General features: G+C 65.1%; 9 protein-coding genes. 1 reads left to right on the plus strand and 8 read right to left on the minus strand.

What is annotated here, in order from left to right:
* Positions 1-20 precede the first annotated feature (20 nt).
* Genes HZZ16_RS25350 through HZZ16_RS25365 form a run of 4 tightly spaced genes read right to left on the minus strand, consistent with a single transcriptional unit; the run spans position 21 to position 9,180 of the window.
* Positions 21-3,128: an efflux RND transporter permease subunit gene (locus tag HZZ16_RS25350; RefSeq protein WP_197952586.1), complete on the minus strand. Its 3,108-nt coding sequence runs from the start codon at positions 3,126-3,128 to the stop codon at positions 21-23.
* Positions 3,128-6,277: an efflux RND transporter permease subunit gene (locus HZZ16_RS25355; RefSeq protein WP_197952587.1), complete on the minus strand. Its 3,150-nt coding sequence runs from the start codon at positions 6,275-6,277 to the stop codon at positions 3,128-3,130. The genes HZZ16_RS25350 and HZZ16_RS25355 overlap by 1 nt, the downstream gene beginning before the upstream one ends.
* Before the next feature lie 37 nt (positions 6,278-6,314).
* The gene (locus tag HZZ16_RS25360) at positions 6,315-7,706 is read right to left on the minus strand and encodes an efflux RND transporter periplasmic adaptor subunit (protein ID WP_197952588.1); all 1,392 of its coding nucleotides are present in this window, start codon (positions 7,704-7,706) and stop codon (positions 6,315-6,317) included.
* Complete coding sequence (locus HZZ16_RS25365) at positions 7,696-9,180, minus strand: efflux transporter outer membrane subunit (RefSeq protein ID WP_197952589.1); 1,485 nt, start codon at positions 9,178-9,180, stop codon at positions 7,696-7,698. Before HZZ16_RS25365 ends, HZZ16_RS25360 begins: the two co-directional genes overlap by 11 nt.
* A 715-nt stretch (positions 9,181-9,895) precedes the next feature.
* Here HZZ16_RS25365 and HZZ16_RS25370 point away from each other — a divergent pair.
* Positions 9,896-10,930 carry a cysteine synthase A gene (locus HZZ16_RS25370; RefSeq protein ID WP_197952590.1) on the plus strand — a complete coding sequence of 345 codons (1,035 nt, stop codon included), beginning with the start codon at positions 9,896-9,898 and terminating at the stop codon, positions 10,928-10,930.
* Positions 10,931-10,991: 61 nt separating this feature from the next.
* Here HZZ16_RS25370 and HZZ16_RS25375 read toward each other — a convergent pair whose 3' ends face one another.
* From HZZ16_RS25375 to HZZ16_RS25390, 4 genes are all read right to left on the minus strand, one after another.
* On the minus strand, positions 10,992-13,229 hold the full coding sequence (locus tag HZZ16_RS25375; protein WP_197952591.1) for a tetratricopeptide repeat protein: 2,238 nt from the start codon (positions 13,227-13,229) through the stop codon (positions 10,992-10,994).
* 116 nt (positions 13,230-13,345) lie between these two features.
* Positions 13,346-15,616, minus strand: a complete 2,271-nt coding sequence (locus HZZ16_RS25380) for an O-linked N-acetylglucosamine transferase, SPINDLY family protein (RefSeq protein ID WP_197952592.1) — start codon at positions 15,614-15,616, stop codon at positions 13,346-13,348.
* A 116-nt stretch (positions 15,617-15,732) separates the two neighbouring features.
* Positions 15,733-18,006, minus strand: coding sequence for an O-linked N-acetylglucosamine transferase family protein (locus HZZ16_RS25385; RefSeq protein ID WP_197952593.1), 2,274 nt, complete (start codon positions 18,004-18,006; stop codon positions 15,733-15,735).
* Between the two features lie 114 nt (positions 18,007-18,120).
* Positions 18,121-20,352, minus strand: a complete 2,232-nt coding sequence (locus HZZ16_RS25390) for an O-linked N-acetylglucosamine transferase, SPINDLY family protein (protein ID WP_197952594.1) — start codon at positions 20,350-20,352, stop codon at positions 18,121-18,123.
* Positions 20,353-20,386 lie beyond the last annotated feature (34 nt).

The raw sequence follows: 20,386 nt of genomic DNA on the forward strand, positions 1-20,386 counted from the left end.
TCGCGCGGCGCTGCAACAACCTATTCCGCTGGTGCCGCCAGCGGACGCGGCTCGGAGCGGCGCCGCAGGCGGTCGATCAGGAGGTAGATCACGGGCGTCGTGTACAGCGTCAGGATCTGCGAGACGAACAGGCCGCCGATGATGGTGATGCCGAGTGGCCGGCGCAGTTCCGTGCCGGGGCCGGTCGCGATCACCAGCGGAATGCCGGCAAACAGCGCCGCCATGGTCGTCATCAGGATCGGGCGGAAGCGCGCTTGGCAGGCCTCGAAGATCGCCTCGGCCGAGGACAGCCCGCGCTGGCGCTCGGCATCGAGCGCGAAGTCCACCATCATGATGCCGTTCTTCTTGACGATGCCGATCAAGAGGATGATGCCGACGAAGGCGATCACCGTAAGCGGCGTGTTGGTGAGCTGCAAGGCGAGCAGCGCACCTAAGCCGGCCGAGGGCAGCGTCGAGATGATCGTGAGCGGATGGGCGAGGCTCTCATAGAGCACCCCGAGCACGATATACATCGCGACCAGTGCGCCGAGGATCAGGAGCGGCTGGCGGCCGCTGGTCCTGGCGAAGTCGCCGGCATTGCCGTCGAAGCTGCCGCGAATGCCTTCGGGCATGTGCAACTCGTCGACCGCACGCTGGATGTTCTGGGTCGCCGCCTGAAGCGGCACGTCCGGCATCAGGTTGAAGGACACCGTGGTCGATGGGAACGACTGCGAATGATAGACGGCGAGCGCAGCGAGCCCGCGCGTCGCGCGCACCACGGCCGACAGCGGCACCTGCGCATCTCCCGCGCCGGCGACGTAGATGCGATCGAGATTGGAGGGGTCGACCTGGAACTTCGGGTCGATCTCCAGCACGGTCATGTACTGGTTGCGCTGGGTGTAGATGATGGAGATCTGCCGCTGCGCGAAAGCATTGTTCAGCGCGTTGTCGATGTCCTGGACCCTGACGCCGAGCGCGGACGCCTTCTGGCGGTCGATGGAGAGCGTCAGCTGCAGCCCGCCGGGGTCACGATCGCTGGAGATGTCGGTGATGCCCTCCACGCTCTCCATGCGCTTGGCCACGATCGGCGCCCATGTCTGCAGCAGGCCGAGATCGGTGCTGGTGAGCGTATATTGGTAGTCGGAATCGCTCTGCCGCCCGCCGGCGCGCACGTCCTGGGCGGCGAACATGAAGAGGCGGATGCCGGGCACGGGATACAGTGCCCGCCTGAGCCGGTCGATCACGACCTGCGTCGATACGTGGGCGCGCTCCTCCGGCGGTTTCAGGCTGATGAACATGGTGCCGCGGTTCGAGGTCGCCGGCCCTGGGCCCCCGCCTCCGGTGCCGACGGTCGAGCCGATGCCGGCCACGGCCGGATCCTGCATCACGATCTCGGCGAGCCGCTGCTGCAGGCCGAGCATCGACTGGAACGAGATGTCCGCCGAGGCGCGCGTCGCGCCGATGATGAAGCCGGAATCGTCCGTCGGGAAGTAGCCCTTGGGGACCTTGATGTAGAGCGTCACCGTGAGCGCGATGGTGGCGAAGAACACCAGCAGCGTCAGCAGCGGGAATTCCAGCACGGTGCGCAGGCTGCGGGCGTAGAACGCGATGGTGCGCGACAGCGCGCCTTCAACGATGCGGTCGAACAGCGTTGCCGTGCCGGAGGTGGTCTGCCGGATGTAATGGGCGCAGATCATCGGCGTGACCGTCAGCGACACCAGCGTCGAGACCAGGATGGCGAAGGTCAGCGTCAGCGAGAATTCGCGCAAGAGTCGGCCGACGACGCCGTCCATGAAGATCAGCGGCGTGAAGGCCGCGATCAGCGACAGGCTGATCGAGACCACGGTGAAGCCGATCTGCTTGGCGCCCTCCTGCGCCGCCCGGAATGGCCGCATGCCCTGCTCCAGGTTGCGGAACATGTTCTCGATCATGACAATGGCGTCGTCGACGACGAAGCCGACGGAGATGGCGAGCGCCATCAGCGACAAATTGTCGATGGAGAAGCCCGCGACCCACATGCCGGCGCAAGTGCCGGCGAGTGCCAGCGGCACCGAGATGCCGGCCGCGATGGTCGGCGTCAGCCGCCGCAAGAATACGAACACGACGACCATCACCAGGACCGCTGTCGCCAGCAGCGTCCATTGCATGTCCAGCACGCTGGCGCGGATCGTGCCGGTCCGATCGACCAGGGTGGAGATCTCGACCCCGGCCGGGATCCACTGCTTCAGCTCGGGGATCAGCGCCTTGACCCGGTCGACGGTGTCGATGACGTTGGCATCGCCCTGCTTGGTGATCTGGATCAGGACCGCCGGTTGCTTGTTGAACCAGGCGATCGAGCGGACGTTGCGGACGGAATCCTCGATATCGGCAACGTCGGACAGCCGCACGAAATTGGTGCCCGAGCTCTTGATGACGATGTCGCGGAACTCCTTCGCCGTGCGCATCTGCCTGTTCAGCGACAGCGTCTCGCTCTGGCGCTCGCCTTCGAAGATGCCGACGGGGCCGAGTGCGTTGGCGCCGATGATCGCCGTCCGCACGTCGTCGGTCGAGATTCCGGCATTGGACAGCGCAACCGGGTTGAGCTGCACGCGCACGGCCGGCTGGTCGGCGCCGGAGATCGACACGTTGCCGACGCCCGGCACCTGGGAGATGCGTTGCGCCAGCACGGTATCGGCGACGTCGTAGATCGCCGAGGGAGAAATCGTCTTGGAGGTCAACGCCAGCACGAAGATGGGTGCGCCGGCCGTGTTCGCCTTGCGGAAACGCGGCAGCGTCGGCAGGTCGCTCGGCAGGTCGACCATCGCGGCGTTGATGGCCGCCTGCACGTCGCGCGCGGCCTTGTCGATGTTGCGGCCGATGTCGAACTGGAGCTGGATGCTGGTCGTGCCGAGGCTCGAGGTCGAGGTGATCTGGTTGATACCAGCGATCTCTCCCAACCGCCGCTCCAGTGGTGAAGCCACCGTCGCCGCCATCACGGACGGGTCGGCGCCGGGCCGGCTGGCGGAGACGAAGATGGCGGGGAAGTCGACGTTCGGGACCGAGGCGACGGGCAGGAACTCGTAGGCGACGACACCCAGCAGGAACAGCCCGATCGACAGCAGCGTGGTCGCGACCGGACGGCGGATGAAGGGCTCCGAGATCGATGCCATCACTGCATCCCCTCGGTCGCGCCGGCGACCGGCGGACCGCCGGATCCGGCCGGCGGCAGCGCCTGCTCGAGACGACGGTTGATGCGGTCGAGCGCCAGATAGATCACGGGCGTCGTGTAAAGTGTCAGTAGCTGGCTGAGCAGCAGACCGCCGATGATGGAGATGCCGAGCGGAAAGCGCAGCTCGGCGCCGGTGCCGCTCTCGATTGCGAGCGGCAGCGCCCCGAACAGCGCCGCCAGCGTCGTCATCATGATCGGGCGGAAGCGCAAGAGACAGGCCTGCACGATCGCTTCATTGGGCGACAGGCCCTTCCCGCGCTCGGCCTCGAGCGCAAAGTCGATCATCATGATCGCGTTCTTCTTGACGATGCCCATCAAGAGAATGATTCCGATCAGGCCGATCACCGAGAGGTCCTGGCCGCACAGCATCAGCGCCAGGATGGCGCCGACGCCGGCCGACGGCAGCGTCGACAGGATCGTGATCGGATGGATATAGCTCTCGTAGAGCACCCCTAACACGATGTAGATCGTGATGACGGCGGCGAGCAGCAGCCAGGGCTGGCCGGCGAGCGCCTTGGCGAATTCGGCGGCATCGCCGGCATAGACACCGACGATGCTGCCCGGCATGCCGATGCGGGTCTCGATCACCTTCACGGCTTCGACAGCATCGCCGAGCGCCGCGCCCGGCGCCAGGTTGAAGCTTAGCGACACCGACGGGAATTGCGCCTGGTGCGAGATCGCGAGCGGCGCGGTCGTCCGCTTCAGCGTCGCCACGGCCGACAGCGGCACCTGGGCATTGGGCGCGCCGGCAGTGGCGCTCGCGGCGCCCGGCAGATAGAGCTTTGACAGAATCGAGGGATCGCGCTGATACATCGGCAGCGCCTCCAGCACCACGCGGTACTGGTTGGCCTGACCGTAGATGGTCGAGATCTGCCGCTGCGCGAAGGCATCGTTCAGCGTGTCAGTGATTGCTTGCAGGTTCACGCCGAGCTGGCCGGCGCGCGTGCGGTCGACATCGAGCTGCGCCCGCAGGCCGCCCTCCTGCGCCTCCGACGAGACGTCCCGGAACAGGGGATCGCGCCGCATCTCCGCAACCAGCTTGCGCGCCCATTCCGAGACCAGCGTCGCATCGGTGCCGGTCAGCGTGTACTGGTATTGTGAGCGGCTCGACTGGGTCGAGATCTGCACGTCCTGCACCGGCTGGAAATAGACCGTCATGCCGGGGATACCGGAGACCCGCTCCTTCAGCCGGGCCACGACCACGCTGACATCGTCGCGGCGCTCGCCGCGCGGCCGCAAGCTCATGACGAGGCGGCCGACATTGGTGGTCGGGTTGACGGAGCCCGCACCGATCACCGAGACCACGCCGACCACATCAGGGTCGGCCCTGATGGCATCGGCCGCCTCGGCCTGCCGCCTCTTCATCTCCGCAAACGACACGTCGGGCCCCGCCTCCGTCACGGCCGTGATCGAGGCGGTGTCCTGCAGCGGCAGGAAGCCCTTGGGCGCGACGACATAGAGCACCAGGGTCGCGATCAGCGTGGCGAAGGTCACGACCAGCGTGGCGCGCTGGCGCTCCAGCACCCACAAAAGCGAGCTGTGATAGGCATCGACCGTACGGTCGATGAAGCGGCTGATCGTGGCCAGTCCCGGCACGGCCAGCTCCTCGTGCGCGTGCTTGAGCAGCCGCGAGCACATCATCGGCGTCAGCGTCAGCGAGACCACCGCCGAGGTCACGACCGCAATCGTCAAGGTCAGCGCAAATTCGCGGAACATGCGCCCGACGAGGCCCGACATGAACAGGAGCGGAATGAAGACCGCAATCAGCGACACCGTCAGCGAGATCACGGTGAAGCCGATCTCGCTGGCGCCCTTGCGGGAAGCTTCCATGGCGCCGTCGCCATTTTCCATGTGGCGCACGATGTTCTCGATCATCACGATGGCATCGTCGACGACAAATCCGGTGCCGATCGTGAGCGCCATCAGCGACAGATTGTCGAGGCTGAAGCCGGCAAAATACATGATGCCGAAGCTCGTGATCAGCGACAGCGGCAGCGCGACGCCGGCGATCACGGTCGCGCGCAACGAACGCAGGAACAGCAGCACGACCAGCGTCACCAGCACGACGGCAAGGACCAGCGTGAACTGCACGTCGCGCACCGAGGCTCGGATGGTGACGGTGCGGTCGGAGACGATGGTGAGGTTCACGCCGGCCGGGATCGCGCGCTGCAGTTTCGGGATCTCGGCGCGGATCTGGCTGACGACGTCGATGACGTTGGCGCCGGGCTGGCGCTGGATGTCGAGGATGACGGCCGGCGTGCCCTGGTACCAGCCGCCGGTGCGGTCGTTCTCGAGGCCATCGACGATCTGGGCGACGTCGGCAATGGTCACCGGCGAGCCGTTGCGATAGGCGATGATGACGGGCTTGTAGGCTTCGGCCGCCGCGATCTGGTCGTTGGCGGCGATGATGTAGGATTGCTGTGCGCCGTCGAGCGAGCCTTTCGGCCCCGAGACATTGGCATTGGCGATCGCAGTGCGCAGATCTTCCATCGCGATGCCGTAGGCTGCAAGGCGTGCAAGATCAGCCTGAATCCGCACGGCCGGCTTCAGCCCGCCGAGCACGGACACGCGCCCGACGCCGGAGATCTGGCTCAAACGTTGCGCCAGAATGGTGTCGGCGATGTCGCTCATCACCCGCAGCGAGATCGTGTCCGAGCGCAGCGCCAGCGTCATCACCGGCGCATCCGCCGGATTCACCTTGGCGTAGGTCGGTGGGTAAGGCAGCGTCCTCGGCAGCACGCCCGCGGCGGCATTGATCGCGGCCTGCACGTCCTGCGTCGCCCCGTCGATGTCGCGGTTTAGGTCGAACTGCAGCGAGATCTGGCTGACGCCGAACGAGCTCGTCGAGTTCATCGCCGAGAGCGACGGGATCTGCCCGAGCTGCCGCTCCAGCGGCGCGGTGATCAGCGACGCGATCACGTCCGGACTCGCGCCCGGCAGCTGCGTCGTCACCTGCACGGTCGGGAAATCGACCTGCGGCAGCGCCGAGACCGGCAGGGCGAAATAGCCCAGCAGCCCGCCGATCAGAAGCGCGATGCCGAGCAGCGAAGTCGCGATCGGCCGGCGGATGAAGGGTTCGGAGACACCCATGGGTTATGCCTGCCGCTTCAGGCGGCTGTTGTCGGGATCATGGCTGCTTGGCTCCACTTTCCGATGCCCCCGGCCCCGGCGCCGGTCCTGTCTGCCCCTTCTGGTCGCCTTCGCTGCTCTTGCGCTTGGCGCGCAACTCGCCGTCCTTGCCCTGCTCGTCCTTCTGGCCTTCTTTGGCACCATCCTTCTTCTGGGCGTCCGGTGCGCGCGAGCGCTTGCGCGGGGCAAGATCGGCCGACGGAGTCTGGTCGTCGCGGCCGACGATCACCTTGGAGCCGTCGGACAGATTTGCGAATCCCGTGGTGACCACCCTCTCGCTCGCCGACAGGCCGCTGGCGATCACGGCGTCATGCTCGTTCTGCTGGGTCACCGTCACGGGCTTGGCCGAGACGATGTTGTCCGCGCCGATGACATAGCTGAAAGTGCCGATCGGGCCACGCTGCACCGCCGAGGTCGGCACCACCAACGCCTGCGTCAAGGTCTCGACCTTGAGGCGGACATTGACGAACTGGCCCGGCCAGAGCTGGTAATTGGCATTGGGGAATTCGGCCTTGAGCTTGAGCGTGCCGGTGGTCTGGTCGACCTGGTTGTCGATGCCGGTGAGCTTGCCGGTATCGATCACCGTGATGCCGTCATTGCCGAACACGTCGACCGCGAGCGGCCCCTTCGCCGCCGCCGCGTTGACGCGCATGATCTGCTGTTGCGGCAGGCTGAACCAGACCGCGATCGGCTGCAATTGCGTGATCACCACGAGGCCCGTGGTGTCGGAAGCATGGATGATGTTGCCCTGGTCGACCAGGCGCAAGCCGGCGCGGCCCGAGATCGGCGCCACGATCTTGGTGTAGCTCAGCGTCGCCGCCGCGTTGTCGATCGCGGCCTGGTCGGCCTTGACCAGCGCCTCGGTCTGCGCGACCAGCGCGCGCTGGGTGTCGGCCTGCTGCTTGGAGCCGGCGTTGGAGGCAGCGAGCTGCTCGTAGCGCGCGAGGTCGATGCGTTGGTTGGCGAGCTGGGCCTGATCCTGCGCCTTCTTGGCAACCGCCTGGTCGTACTGCGCCTGATAGATCGCCGGATCGATCTCGCCGAGCACGTCGCCCTTCTTGACGTCCTGGCCTTCCGTGAAGTTGACCGCGATCAGCTTGCCGTCGACCTGCGAGCGCACGGTCACGGTGTTGAGCGCGCGGATCGCGCCGACGCCGTCGAGATAAACCGGCACGTCCTGGATGCGCGGGCTCGCCGCCAGCACCGGCACCGGCAGATCGGGGCGCTGATTGCGGTTGTTCGTCTGCTGCTGTTGCAGGGCGATCCAGCCGACATAGCCGAGGCCGCCGAGGATCGCGAGGGTGATCAGGGTCATGACGAAGCCGCGGCCGCGCGATCTCTTCGCCGTCCCCTCTCCCGCGCCCTGCTTGGTGTCCGGCTTAAAGAGCATTGACCGGTTTCTCCATTCGCGGCTCCCAGCCGCCGCCGAGCGCCTGGTACAGGCTGACGATGGCCAGAAGCCGTGCGAGTTGGGCCTGCGACAGCGCGTCTTCTGCCTGGAACAGGGTCAGTTGGGTGTTGAGCACGGTCACGATGTCGGCGGTGCCAGCACGCAATTGCTGCTCGGAGAGATCGAAGGCGCGGCGCGAGGCGGCGACGACGTCGCGCTGCAATTGCAGCCGGATCGTGGTCTGCTTGATCGAGAACAGTGCGTTGTCGACATCGGCAAAGGCCTGGATGATGGTCTTGCGATAGGTTTGCAGCAGCTCGTCCTGCCGCGCCTTGGCCAACTCGAGATTGCCGAGGATCCTGCCGCCGTCGAAGATCGGCTGCGTCGCGCTGCCGACGAGCTGGAAGAAGGCCGCATGCGGCTGGAACAGCGAGACCAGCGCCGCGCTCTGATAGCCGCCGCTGCCGGTGAGCTGGATGGTCGGAAAGAACTGTGCGCGGGCATTGCCGATGTTGGCGGTGGCGGAGGCGAGCTGCGCCTCCTGGCGACGGATGTCCGGCCGCTGCGTCAGCAGCTCCGACGGCAGGCCGGGCGTCACGCGCGGGATCGCGATCCGGTCCAGAGAGCCGCCGTGAACGCGCACGCTCTCCGGCGGGCGCGAGACCAGCACGGCGAGCGCGTTGACGTTCTGGTCCAACGTCTGGCGCAGCGGCGGCACCAGCGCCTTCTGGTTCGCCAGCACGCTCTCCTGTTGGGCGACGTCGAGATCGCTGCCGGTGCCGGCCCTGCGGCGCTCCCTGACCGCATCGAGGATGCGCTGCGCGCTCGCGATATTGCGCTGTGAGGTCCTGATGCGGTCCTGCGAGGCCAGCACCTGGAAATAGGCGTTGGCGACGGCGGCGAGCGTGGTCAGCGCGACCGTGTCGCGATCGAAACGGTTGGCGTTCGCCGTCTCCTCTGCCGATTGCAGCGCGTCGCGGTTCTGGCCCCAGAAATCGAGCTGATAGCTCGCGCTCAGCGAGGCCGTATAATTGACGACCTCGCGCCCGCCGATCGACAGACCCGAGGAGCTTGCGCCCGAGGTGCGCGAATAGGTTTCCGATCCGGCTGTCGACACGCTCGGCAGCAGCGCCGCGCCCGCCTGCCGCGCCTGCGCGTCGGCCTGGACGATGCGCGCAACGGCCGCGGCGATGTCGAGGTTGACGGTCTGCGCCTCCTCCATTAGCTGCGTCAGCTCCGCAGAGCGGAAGCCGCGCCACCAATCCAGCGACGGTGGCGCATCGCCCTTGCCGGCATATTTGTAGTGCGTGGGAACGTCGAGTGCGGGATCGGGAAGATCCTGGGTCAGCACGCAAGCCCCCGAGCCGGCGGCGAGGCACAGCACCGCAATCCATCGCGCCGCGCGCAACGTTCCGAATGCAGAACCGAGAGACCGCCGCGAGGCGATCACTGGAACTTGCTGTGTCACATCCACCCCCCGCCGGGCAGATCAAGCCGCCGCAACGCTGCCGGATTAACCGATTCGCGGCGGGGTGGTCGGGAGGCCTTGGACGACGCGTTCACAGTGATGATGCTTTCTGCGGAACCTGAGGTTCATACTAGCCGGGCGCGGAACGGCGGGACAGTGCCGCAATTGCGAGATGCCGGTGCCAACGAGCCGGTAGCGAGCAGACAAGAATACGGAAAGCGCCTGTCTCGCAGAGACTTTCTTCATTGCGAAGCATTGGGAAACGTAAGCAAGCTTACCAAGATTTCATGTGATATCGCGGCCACACCCCTCAGCTTCGCCCTCCATTTGGACCGCGCCACGCGCCTTCAGCTCAGTCGCACCCTCTGCGCGGCGCGCAAGACCGTCAATCTTGCCAAATACGCAGCCCTCCACTGTGCCGATATCTGTTCGGCCAACGAACCGCAGTCCACGCGTCCTGTCGCCTGTGCAAGAACTGGTCGCAACAACGCTGATCGGAAGCGCGGTCGTTTCGTGCACTGGCCGGGGTTCGGCCGTTTCCTCCTACCGAATATCCGGCCGCACGGCCGTGCGCATCATCGCTAGCCTGCTCTCAAGCATATCACTGTTTGCGCGGGCGTTTAGTCGGGTTCGCCGCAGCGCAAAAGCCTTTCCCTTTGGCCTCCCAAGCACTAGGTTCGGGCCAAAGCCGATCAACCCCCTGGTAGTGATTTTCCCTGACATGACCATTCGCAACGACGTTGTCGAAGCCATCGGCAACACCCCCCTCATCAAGCTCAAGCGGGCTTCGGAATTGACCGGCTGCACCATCCTGGGCAAGGCCGAGTTCATGAATCCCGGTCAGTCGGTGAAGGACCGCGCCGGGAAATGGATGATCCTGGAGGCCGAGAAGCGCGGCGAGCTGAAGCCCGGCGGGCTGGTGGTGGAGTCGACCGCCGGCAATACCGGCATCGGCCTTGCCGTGGTTGCAAGCGCGCGCGGGTACCGCACCCTGATCGTGATCCCGGAGACGCAGAGCCAGGAGAAGAAGGATTTCCTGAAGCTTTGCGGTGCCGAGCTGATCGAGGTGCCGGCCCTTCCTTACGCCAACCCCAACAACTACCAGCATGTCGGCCGGCGGCTCGCCGACGAGCTGCGCAAGACCGAGCCCAATGGCGTGCTGTTCGCCGACCAGTGGAATAACCTCGACAACGCCAAGGCGCATTACGAATCCACGGGGCCTGAGATCTGGGAGCAGACCGGCGGCAAGGTCGACGGCTTCGTCTGCTCGGTCGGCAGCGGCGGCACGCTCGCCGGCGTCAGCCGCTATCTGAAGGAGAAGAACAAGAACATCCGCATCGCCTGCGCCGATCCGCACGGTGCCGGCATGTACGAATATTTCAGGACCGGCGATCCCAAGGCGACGCCGGGCGGCTCGATCACCGAGGGCATCGGCCTCAACCGCGCCACCGCGATCGTCGAGACTGCCAAGGTCGACGATGCCTATCTCATCCCCGACGCTGACGCCGTCAGTGCGATCTACGAACTGCTTCAGCACGAAGGTCTGTGCCTCGGTGGCTCGACGGGCATCAATGTCGTCGGCGCGATGCGGCTTGCGAAGCAGCTCGGGCCCGGCAAGACGATCGTCACGGTGCTGTGCGATTCCGGCAGCCGCTATCTGTCGAAGCTGTTCAACGCCGACTTCATGCGCGCCAAGAACCTACCAGTTCCGGAATGGTTGGAGAAGCGCAGCAACATCAAGCCGCCCTTCGTCTGACTGTCACGCGCGTCGTCGAGTCGAGAGCTCACGTCCACACGCTCTGCGCGGTTCGGCCGGTTTAAGGGAGCTGCCCGCTTTCAGAGGCAGCGGCACAATAGTCGCGCCAGAACTTGCGGTAGCCCTCCTCAACCCTGCGCGTGTAGCCTTCGACGTTGCCTGCGGCCGAAGCTGCGATCCGGGCCGGCAATTCCGCGCGCAGCTTTGCCAGATGCGCGGGCTGGGCAGCAAATTTGCACGCGATCACGGCGTAGCCCTCGTCGTCCTCGGCCACCCAGTCGTCGAGACCGACGGCCGCCACGATGGAGCCGCCGGCGCGCGAGGATGCACCGTGGCCGAGCTTGGCGACGACCGGAACGCCCGCATAGAGGGATTCCCAGGTGCTGACGCCGCCATTCTGCGGAAACGGATCGAGCGAAATATCGACCAACGCGAAGGCTCGCAGATGATCGCCGCGCTCGGACGAGCCGAGGCAAGTGATCCACTCTTCGGCGATCCCGTGGGCCACAAAGCGCGCGAGGAGACCGTCGCGCACGAGGGGATCGTCGAGCAGCGTGTGCTTGATGATGATCTTCGATCCGGCCACCTCCCGCATCACGTTCGACCATACCCGGATGGCCTCGTCCGAGATCTTGTTGACGCGGTTGAACACGCCGAAGGTGACGTAGCCGTTGCGGAGCATGGGAGGCTCCGACGGCGGCACATCCAGGATGGGATCGATCGTGATCAGGCATGGCAGGTCATAGACCTTTTCGGTCAGCAGATGCCGCGCCGATTGCGGAATGAAGACGGGGTCCGCGAGCACGTAGTCCATCGTCCGAAGGCCCGTACCGGTCGCGTGTCCGAAGCCCGTGACCTGGATGGGAGCCGGCTTGCGGGCGAAGACCTGGAGCCTGTTGCCCGACGAATGCCCGGACACGTCGATCAGGATATCGACCTTGTCGGCCTCGATACGATCGGCCAATTCGTCGTCGGACATCTGCCAGGCATCGACCCAGACGTCTGCCGCCGACCTGAATTCGGCTGTGACCGCATCTCGTGTCGGCGAACACGAATAGCAGACGACCTCGAAGCTGGCGTGATCGTGATGGCGCAGCACCGGCAGCAGGCCGAACGCCGCCGAATGATACCAGAATTCGGCGGAAACATAGCCGATGACGATCCGCCTGTCGGGCTCGAGCTGCCGGGGAGCGAGCTTCCGCTGCGGCACGCGGGCGCCGATCGCTTCGCCCCAGGACCTTCGTGTCGCCTGCTGGATCGTGAAATCGGCGTCGGGGAGAAAGTCCAGATAGTAGATCTTCCGCGCCATCAAGTCTGGATCCGGCGCGATCGCCAGCGCCGCGTCGAGATGTTCGATTGCGGACGCGATTTCTCCCTGATTTGCAAAACAGGAGCTCAGCAATGCCAACGCGATCGTGGAACGTGGATTTTGCTCGAGCAAGGTCGTGCAGGCCAGGATCGCCTGTGCGGTATTTCCCAGGCTGAGCGAGACCTCCGCCTTTCCCCGCAAGGCCATTTCGAACCGGGGCGAAAGTGCAAGTGCCGCATCGAAATCCGCGGCTGCCTGTTCCAGCCGCGACAGGGCCGAGTTGAGGCGACCGCGCTGCGCCAGAATCTTCGCCGAATCGGGCTTGATCGCGAACGCCGCCGCGAGCGCAGCTTCCGCTTCATCGTAGCGCTTGAGCTCGATGCTGACCATGCCTTTGCCAATGAGCGCTTCGATGTGGCGCGGCTGAAACAACAGCGCGCGATCAAAACTCTCCCTGGCACGGTCGAACCGGAACAGCGCCAGCTCCGCCACGCCACGATTGCAAAGTGCGTCGGCGTAGTCGGGCTTCAGCTTAATGGCCCGATCATACATCTCGATGGCCTGTTCGGGCAGGTTCATCTGGAGCAGGGTATTGCCGAGGCCAGCCAGGGCCGGCGTAAAATTCGGCTTCAGCGCGATCGCTTTCTCCTGGCAGGCGCGGGCCGCTTCAAATTTCTGAAGCACGAAGTAGACGGCCGCGAGATTGCTCTGAGCCTCGTGCGAACGCGGATCGATCGCAATCGCGCGCTCGAGCAGCTGTTGCGCCTCCTCAAGGCGCCCGCCCTGCTGCACGCTCAGGCCGAGCACGTGCGTGGCGTCGAAATGATCCGGAACGGCTTGCAGAATCTGGCGGCAGAGCGCCTCGCTTTCCGCATATCTGCCTTGACCATAGGCGCTCGCCGCGGCGGAGATGACGGCGTCGGCCTGCTTCTTCAATTTCTTCTGCAATCGCGCATTCTGGAATGCGCGCGCGCCGACGCTGCTCTGCAAGATGTCTCTCCGGAAGATGCCCCAGGCCGAGTCTAGCTGATTCGCGTACCGGCCCGGCCGAACTGCCGGACCAGAAATCCGTCCGGGATATCCCGGGTTCGCCTGCAGGATGCAGCTCAGGAGCTGCCAGGTGCGTCCGCCCCGCTGACCGCAGCGTCGTCGCGTTCTGCGGCAGCGGCACAGTAATCGCGCCAGAACTTTCGGTATCCCGCCTCGAGCTCACGCGTGTAGATCTCGATATTACCGGCGGGCGAGGCCGCGATCTGGGCCGGCAAGCCAGCGCGCAACTTCGCCAGATACTCGGGCTGCGAGGCAAACTTGCGGGCGATCTCGACATAGCCGTCGTCGTCCTCCGCGACCCAGTCGCTGAGGCCGACGGCCGCCACGATGGAGGCGCCGGCACGCGAGGAGGCGCCAATGCCGAGCTTGGCCACGACCGGAACGCCCGCATAGAGGGATTCCCAGGTGCTGATGCCGCCGTTTTGCGGGAACGTATCAAGGGAGATGTCGACCTTCGCAAGTGCCAGCAGATGCTCGTGGCGCGGGGTCGAGCCCAGGCAGATGACGTCTTCCGCGGCGATGCCCTGCGCCACGAAACGCGCCAGCAGACCGTCGCGCACGAGGGGATCGTCGAGCAGCGTATGCTTGACGACGATCTTCGATCCGGTCACCTCGCGCATCACGTTCGACCACACGCGGATGGCATGGTCCGAGATCTTGCTGACGCGGTTGAACACGCCGAAAGTGACGTAGCCGTTGCGGAGCATGGGAGGCTCCGACGGCGGCACATCCAGGATGGGATCGATCGTGATCAGGCACGGCAGGTCATAGACCTTTTCGGCCAGCAGATGCCGTGCCGATTGTGGAATGAAGACAGGGTCCGCGAGCACATAGTCCACGGTCGGCATGCCCGTACCCGTCGCGTGTCCGAACCCGGTGGCCTGGATCGGAGCCGGCTTTCGCGCGAAAAGCTGCAGCCTGTTGCCGGTCGTGTGGCCGGACACGTCGATCAGGATATCGACCTTGTCGGCCTCGATGCGATCGGCGAGCTCGTCATCCGAAAGCTGCCAGGCATCGACCCATGCGTCAGCCAATGACTCGAATTTGGCGGTCATCGCGTCTCGCGACGGCGAGCACGAATAGCAGATGATCTTGAAGTTGGCGTGATCATGACGGCGCAGCACCGGCAGCAAGGTGAGGGCCGCTGAGTGGTGTCGGAATTCGTTGGCGACATAGCCGACCACGATCTGCTTTTCCGGATCGAGCGGCCGCTTCGGCAGCGTCCGCTGCGGTATCTTGGAGCCGATCAAGTCCCACCAATCTCGCCGCACCGCCTGCTGGAGCGCGAAATCGGCCTCGGCGCGGTGGTCCTGCAAGAAGATCTTTCCTCGGATCGCGTCTTCATAGTCCGGCCGGATCGCCAGCGCGCGATTGAGATATTCGATCGCGGCGTCCATTTCTCCCTGGTTCGAATGAGCAAAGCCCATCAGTGCCAGCCCCGCCTCCGACCGCGGATTTCGCTCGAGCAAGGCCGCTGCGGCCGCCAACGCCTGCGCTGTCTTGCCCATCATGAGGCAAGCCTGTGCCTTGCCCCGGAGAGCCAGTTCGAGGTTGGGCGAAACCGCGAGCGCCGCCTCGAAATCCGCAAGCGCCGGCTCCAGGCGTCCCAGCTCGTAATTGAGCCGCCCGCGTTGCGCCAGGATCTTCGCCGAACCGGGCCTGATCGTGAGCGCCGCTGCGAGAGCAGCTTCCGCGTCATCGTAGTGCTTGAGCTCGAGGCCGACCACGGCTTTGCCGACGAGCGCCTCGGCGTGACGCGGTTGAAACAACAGCGCCCGATCAAGGCTTTCCCGCGCGCGGTCGAACCGGCGCAGCGCCAGCTCCGCCAAGCCGCGATTGCAAAGCGCGTCGGCATGGTCCGGCTTCAGCCTGATGGCGCGATCGTACATCTCGATGGCCTGTTCGCGCAGGTTCATCTGAAGCAAGGTATTGCCGAGGCCGGTCAGGGCCGGCGCAAAATTCGGCTTCAGCGCGATCGCCTTCTCCTGACAGGCGCGAGCGGCCTCCAGTTTCTGCAGGACGAAGTACAATGTTGCGAGACTGTTGTGGGCCTCGGCCGAACGCGGATCGATCGCGACCGCGCGTTCGAGCAGCTGTTGCGCCTGTTCCAGCCGCCCGCCCTCTTGCGCGCACAGGCCGAGCAGATGCGTGGCGTCGAAATGATCCGGAATGGCCTGCAGGATCTGACCGCAGATCGCCTCGGTCTCAGCATATCTGCCTTGGCCAAAGGCACTCGCCGCGGCGGTGATGACGGCATCCGCCTGCTTCTTCAATTTCTTTTGCAATCGCGCATTCTGGAATGCGCGCGCACCGGCGCTGCTCTGCAAGGTGTCTCTCCGGAGGTGGCCCGTGGCGAGTCTAGCTGATTCGCGTGTCCACTCGGCCGAACTGCCGGGCTAGAAACCCGTCCGGGATATCCCGGGGGTCGCCTGCAGGATCCAGCTCAGGAGCCGCCAGGTGCGTCCGTCCCGCTGACCGCAGCCTCGCCTCGCTCGGCGGCAGCGGCACAATAGTCGCGCCAGAACTGGCGGTAGCCGGCTTCGAGCTCACGCGTGTAGATTTCGACATTGCCGGCGGGCGAGGCTGCGATCTGGGCTGGCAAACCGGCGCGCGACTTCGCCAGATACTCGGGCTGCGAGGCAAACTTGCGGGCGATCTCGACATAACCCTCGTCGTCCTCGCCGACCCAATCGCCCAGACCTGCGGCCGTCACGATCGAAGCACCGGCGCGCGAGGAGGCGCCAATGCCGAGCTTGGCGACCACGGGCACGCCCTTGTAGAGGGACTCCCAGGTGCTGATGCCGCCGTTCTGTGGGAACGTGTCGAGGGAAATATCTATCTGATCAAAGGCCCTCAGATGGTCGTCGCGCGAGGTGGTGCCAAGGCATGTGATGTTCTCCTCGGGGATACCCTGCGCGATGAAGCGTGCGACCAGACTATCGCGCAGCAGAGGATCGTCGAGCAAGCCATGCTTGAGGACGATCTTCGATCCCGGCACCTCGCGCATGATGCGCGACCACACGCGGATCGCGTCGTCCGAGATCTTGTAGATTCGGTTGAACACGCCAAAGGTGACGTAGGCGTTGCGGAGCATCGGCAGCTCGGAAGGCTGCAGATTTGTCACCGGCTCCATCGTGATCAGGCACGGCAGGTCGTAGATCTTTTCCGGAAACAAATGCCGGGCCGATGGCGGAATGAAGATCGGATCAGCGAGCACGTAATCCATGGTCGGCATGCCCGTGCCCGTCGCGTGTCCGAAGCCGGTGGCCTGGATCGGAGCCGGCTTCCGCGCGAAGCATTGCAGCCTGTTGCCGGTCGTGTGGCCGGAAACGTCGATCAGAATGTCGACATTGTCGGCCTGAATACGATCGGCGAGCTCGTCGTCCGACATCTGCCAAGCGTCGACCCAGACGTCCGCCATCTGCTTGAACATGGCGGTGTACTCGTCCGCCCCCGGCCAGGCGTAATAGCAGATGATCTTGAACTTGGCGTGATCATGATGGCGCAACACGGGCAGCAAGGTCAGTCCCGCCGAGTGTTGCCGGAATTCGGCCGCGACATATCCGACCACAATCTGCTTGTCCGGATCCAGCGGCCGCTTCGGCAGCGTCCTTTGCGGGATCCTCGAGCCGATTGCATCCCACCAGGACTTTCGCACCGCCTGCTGGACCGCGAAATCCGCCTCCGCAAGGTAGTCCAGCAAGAAGATCTTGCCTCTGATCGCGTCTCCATAGTCCGGTCGCAGCGCCAGCGCGCGATCGAGATATTGGATCGCGGAGTCCATGTCTCCCTGGTTCGAATATGCGAAGCCCAACAGCGCCAACCCGATCTCGGAGCGAGGATTTCGCTCGATCAAGGTCGTCGCGGCCGCCATCGCCTGCGCGGTCCTTCCCATGACGAGGCAGACCTGCGCCTTGCCCCGAAGGGCCAGCTCGAGCTTGGGCGAAATCGCAAGCGCCGCATCGAAATCCGCCAGCGCCTCGTGCAGGCGCTGCAGCTCGTAACTGAGCCGTCCGCGCTGGGCCAGGATCCGCGGCGCGCCCGGCTTGATTGCGAGGGCCTGGGCGATCTTAGCTGCGGCCTCCTCGTGGTGCCGCAGCTCCATGCTGACCATGCCGCTGCCGACAATGGCCTCGGCGTGACGCGGCTGAAACAGCAAAGCGCGATCGAAACTCTCCTTGGCGCGCATGATCTGCCCAAGCACGATCTCGACCATGCCGCGATTGCAGAACGCATCGGCATAATCCGGTTTGATCTTGATGGCGCGCTCGTGCAGCTCGAGCGCCTGTTCGTACTGCCCCAGATGCATCAGCGTATTGCCGAGGTTGGTCAGCGCCACCGCGAAATTCGGCTTCAGCGCGATCGCCCGCTCCTGGCACCGCCGCGCCTCCTGGTAATTGCCGAGGTCGAAATGCACGGTCGCGAGGTTGTTGTGGGCATCGTGCAGGCGCGGATCGAGCGCGATCACGCGCTCGAGCAGCTCCCTCGCCTCTTCCAGGCGCCGGCCGTCATGGGCGCACATGCCGAGCAGGTGAATGGCATCGACATGATCCGGAAGGGCTTTCAGGATTTCGCGGCACAGCGCCTCGGTCTCGGCATATCGGCCCTGGCCATAGGCGGTCGCCGCCGCGGCAATCACGGCGTCGGCCTGCTTCATCAATTTCTTCTGCAATCGCGCATTCTGGAACGCGCGCGCGCCGCCGCCGCTCTTCTGCAAGGTGTCTCTCCGGAGGATGCCCTGGGCAGAGTCTAACTGATTCGCGAGCTTGGCCCGCCGGTCACCGGAGTCCCTTCGCCTCCGGGATTTCCCGGGGCTTAGCGTAAGATCTTCCTAGGCCACCTCCGAGGCGGCGGCACAATGATCGCGCCAGAACCGGCGATAGGCCGCTTCGACCTCTCGCGTGTAAAGCTCGACGTCGCCGGCCAGCGAGGCTGCGATCCGAGCCGGCAGCTCCGCCCGCAGCTTTGCCAGGTAGCCCGGCTGCGCCGCGTATTTGCACGCGATCGCGGCATAGCCCGCGTCATCCTCGGCGACCCAGTCCTCCAGGCCGAGGGCCGTGACGATGGAGCCGCCGGCGCGCGACGAGGCGCCGCTGCCGAGCTTGGCGACCACGGGAACGCCGGCATAGAGGGACTCCCAGGTGCTGATGCCGCCGTTCTGCGGGAAGGTGTCGAGGGAAATGTCGACCATCGCAAATGCCCGCAGATGCTCGGGGCGCGAGGTCGAGCCCATGCAGACCACGTTCTGCTCGGCGATGCCCCGTGCCGCGAACCGCGCGATCAGACGATCGCGCAATAATGGATCGTCAAGCAGCCCGTTCTTGACGATGATCTTCGATCCCCTCACAGCATGCATCACGTTCGACCACACCCGGATGGCCTCGTCCGAAATCTTGAAGATGCGGTTGAACACGCCGAAAGTGACGTAGCCGTTGCGGAGCATGGGAGGCTCCGAAGGCGGAATGGCCAGAATCGGATCGATCGTGATCAGGCACGGCAGGTCATGAACCTTCTCGGCCAAGAGATGGCGCGCCGATTGCGGGATGAAGATTGGGTCAGCGAGCACGTAGTCCATCGTTCGAAGGCCCGTCCCCGTGGCATGCCCGAAGCCCGTGACCTGAATCGGCGCCGGCTTGCGAGCGAAGACATGAAGCCTGCTGCCCGTCGTGTGCCCGGAGACGTCGATCAGAATATCGATCCCATCGGCCTGGATGCGGTCGGCGAGCTCGTCGTCGGACAATTGTGCGGCATCGACAAAGACATCCGCGAGAGGCTTGAATCTCTCTGTCATCTCGTCCTGCACCGGCCAGCAGGAATAGCAGACGATCTTGAACTGGGCGTGATCATGATTGCGCAGCACCGGCAACAGAGAATATGCCGCCGAGTGGTTCCTGAATTCGGACGCGACGTATCCGATCACGATCCGCCGGTCCGGATCGAGCGGCCGCGGCGCCAGGGCTCTTTGCGGCAGCTTCGCGCCGATCGCGTCCCACCAGTATTTTCGCGCGGCCTGCTGCGCGGCGAAATCGGCCTCCGGCAGGTAGTCCAGCACGAAAATCTTGTATCCGATCGCCTCCGGAAAGTCGGGCGCGATCTCGAGCGCCGCGTCGAGGTAACCGAGCGCGGTCCCGATATCTCCCTGGTTCACATGGCAGGCGGCCAGCAGTGCCAGCCCCATCTCGGATCGCGGATTGACCTCAAGCAGCGTCTTGACCACCGCCATCGCCCGCGCCGTGTTTCCCGCGAGAATGTCGATCTGCGCCCGCCAGCACAGCGCGAGCTCGAGCCGTGGCGATTGCGCCAGCGCCGCGTCGAGGTCCGCGGCCGCCTCCTCCAGCCGGGACAGAGTTAGCTTGAGCCGTCCACGCTGCAGCAGAATCCGCGGCGAACCCGGCTTGATCGCCAGCGCGGCATCGAAGGCGGCGCCCGCCTCCGCGAAGTGCCGGAGCTCGAGGCTGACCATGCCCCTGCCCGCGATCGCCTCGGCATGAGATGGCTGAAATGACAGGGCACGCTCAAAGCTCGCCTTGGCGCGCTCGAACTGGCCCGTCATCAATTCCGCCATGCCGCGGTTGCAAAACGCATCGGCATAATCCGGCTTCAGCCTGATCGCCCGTTCGTGCAGCCGGATCGCGTCATTGCCGAGGCCGATGTGCAGCAACGTATTGCCGAGATTGGTCAGGGTGATCGGACAATTCGGCTTGAGCGCGATGGCCTTCTCCTGGCAGGCGCGGGCGTCGTTGAATTTCTCCCGCGCGAAATAGACTGCCCCGAGATTGCCGTGCGCATCGGGGGAACGCGGATCGAGCGCAATCGCACGCTCGAGCAGGAATTCCGCCTCAATGAGCCGCCCGCCGTCGAACGCGCGCAGGCCGAGCAGGTGCGTGGCATGGAAATGATCCGGCACCTCCTTCAAGATCTCGCGGCAGAGCATCTCGGCCTCATCAGGCCTGCCCTGCCCGAGCGCCTCGATGGCGAAGGCCATGACGGCGTCCGCCTGCTTCTTCAGCTTCTTTTCCAGTCGCGCATTCTGGTATGCGCGCACGCCGGCACTGCTCTGCAAGGTCTCTCTCCGGAGGATGGTCCGAACAGAGGCA

Source organism: Bradyrhizobium glycinis (assembly GCF_016031655.1).
GTDB lineage: Bacteria > Pseudomonadota > Alphaproteobacteria > Rhizobiales > Xanthobacteraceae > Bradyrhizobium > Bradyrhizobium glycinis.

Bases quoted from the DNA above. Each gene is read 5' to 3' on its own strand.
- HZZ16_RS25350 (WP_197952586.1), bottom strand. From the start codon at position 3,128: ATGGCATCGATCTCGGAGCCCTTCATCCGCCGTCCGGTCGCGACCACG.
- HZZ16_RS25355 (WP_197952587.1), bottom strand. From the start codon at position 6,277: ATGGGTGTCTCCGAACCCTTCATCCGCCGGCCGATCGCGACTTCGCTG.
- HZZ16_RS25360 (WP_197952588.1), bottom strand. From the start codon at position 7,706: ATGCTCTTTAAGCCGGACACCAAGCAGGGCGCGGGAGAGGGGACGGCG.
- HZZ16_RS25370 (WP_197952590.1), top strand. From the start codon at position 9,896: ATGACCATTCGCAACGACGTTGTCGAAGCCATCGGCAACACCCCCCTC.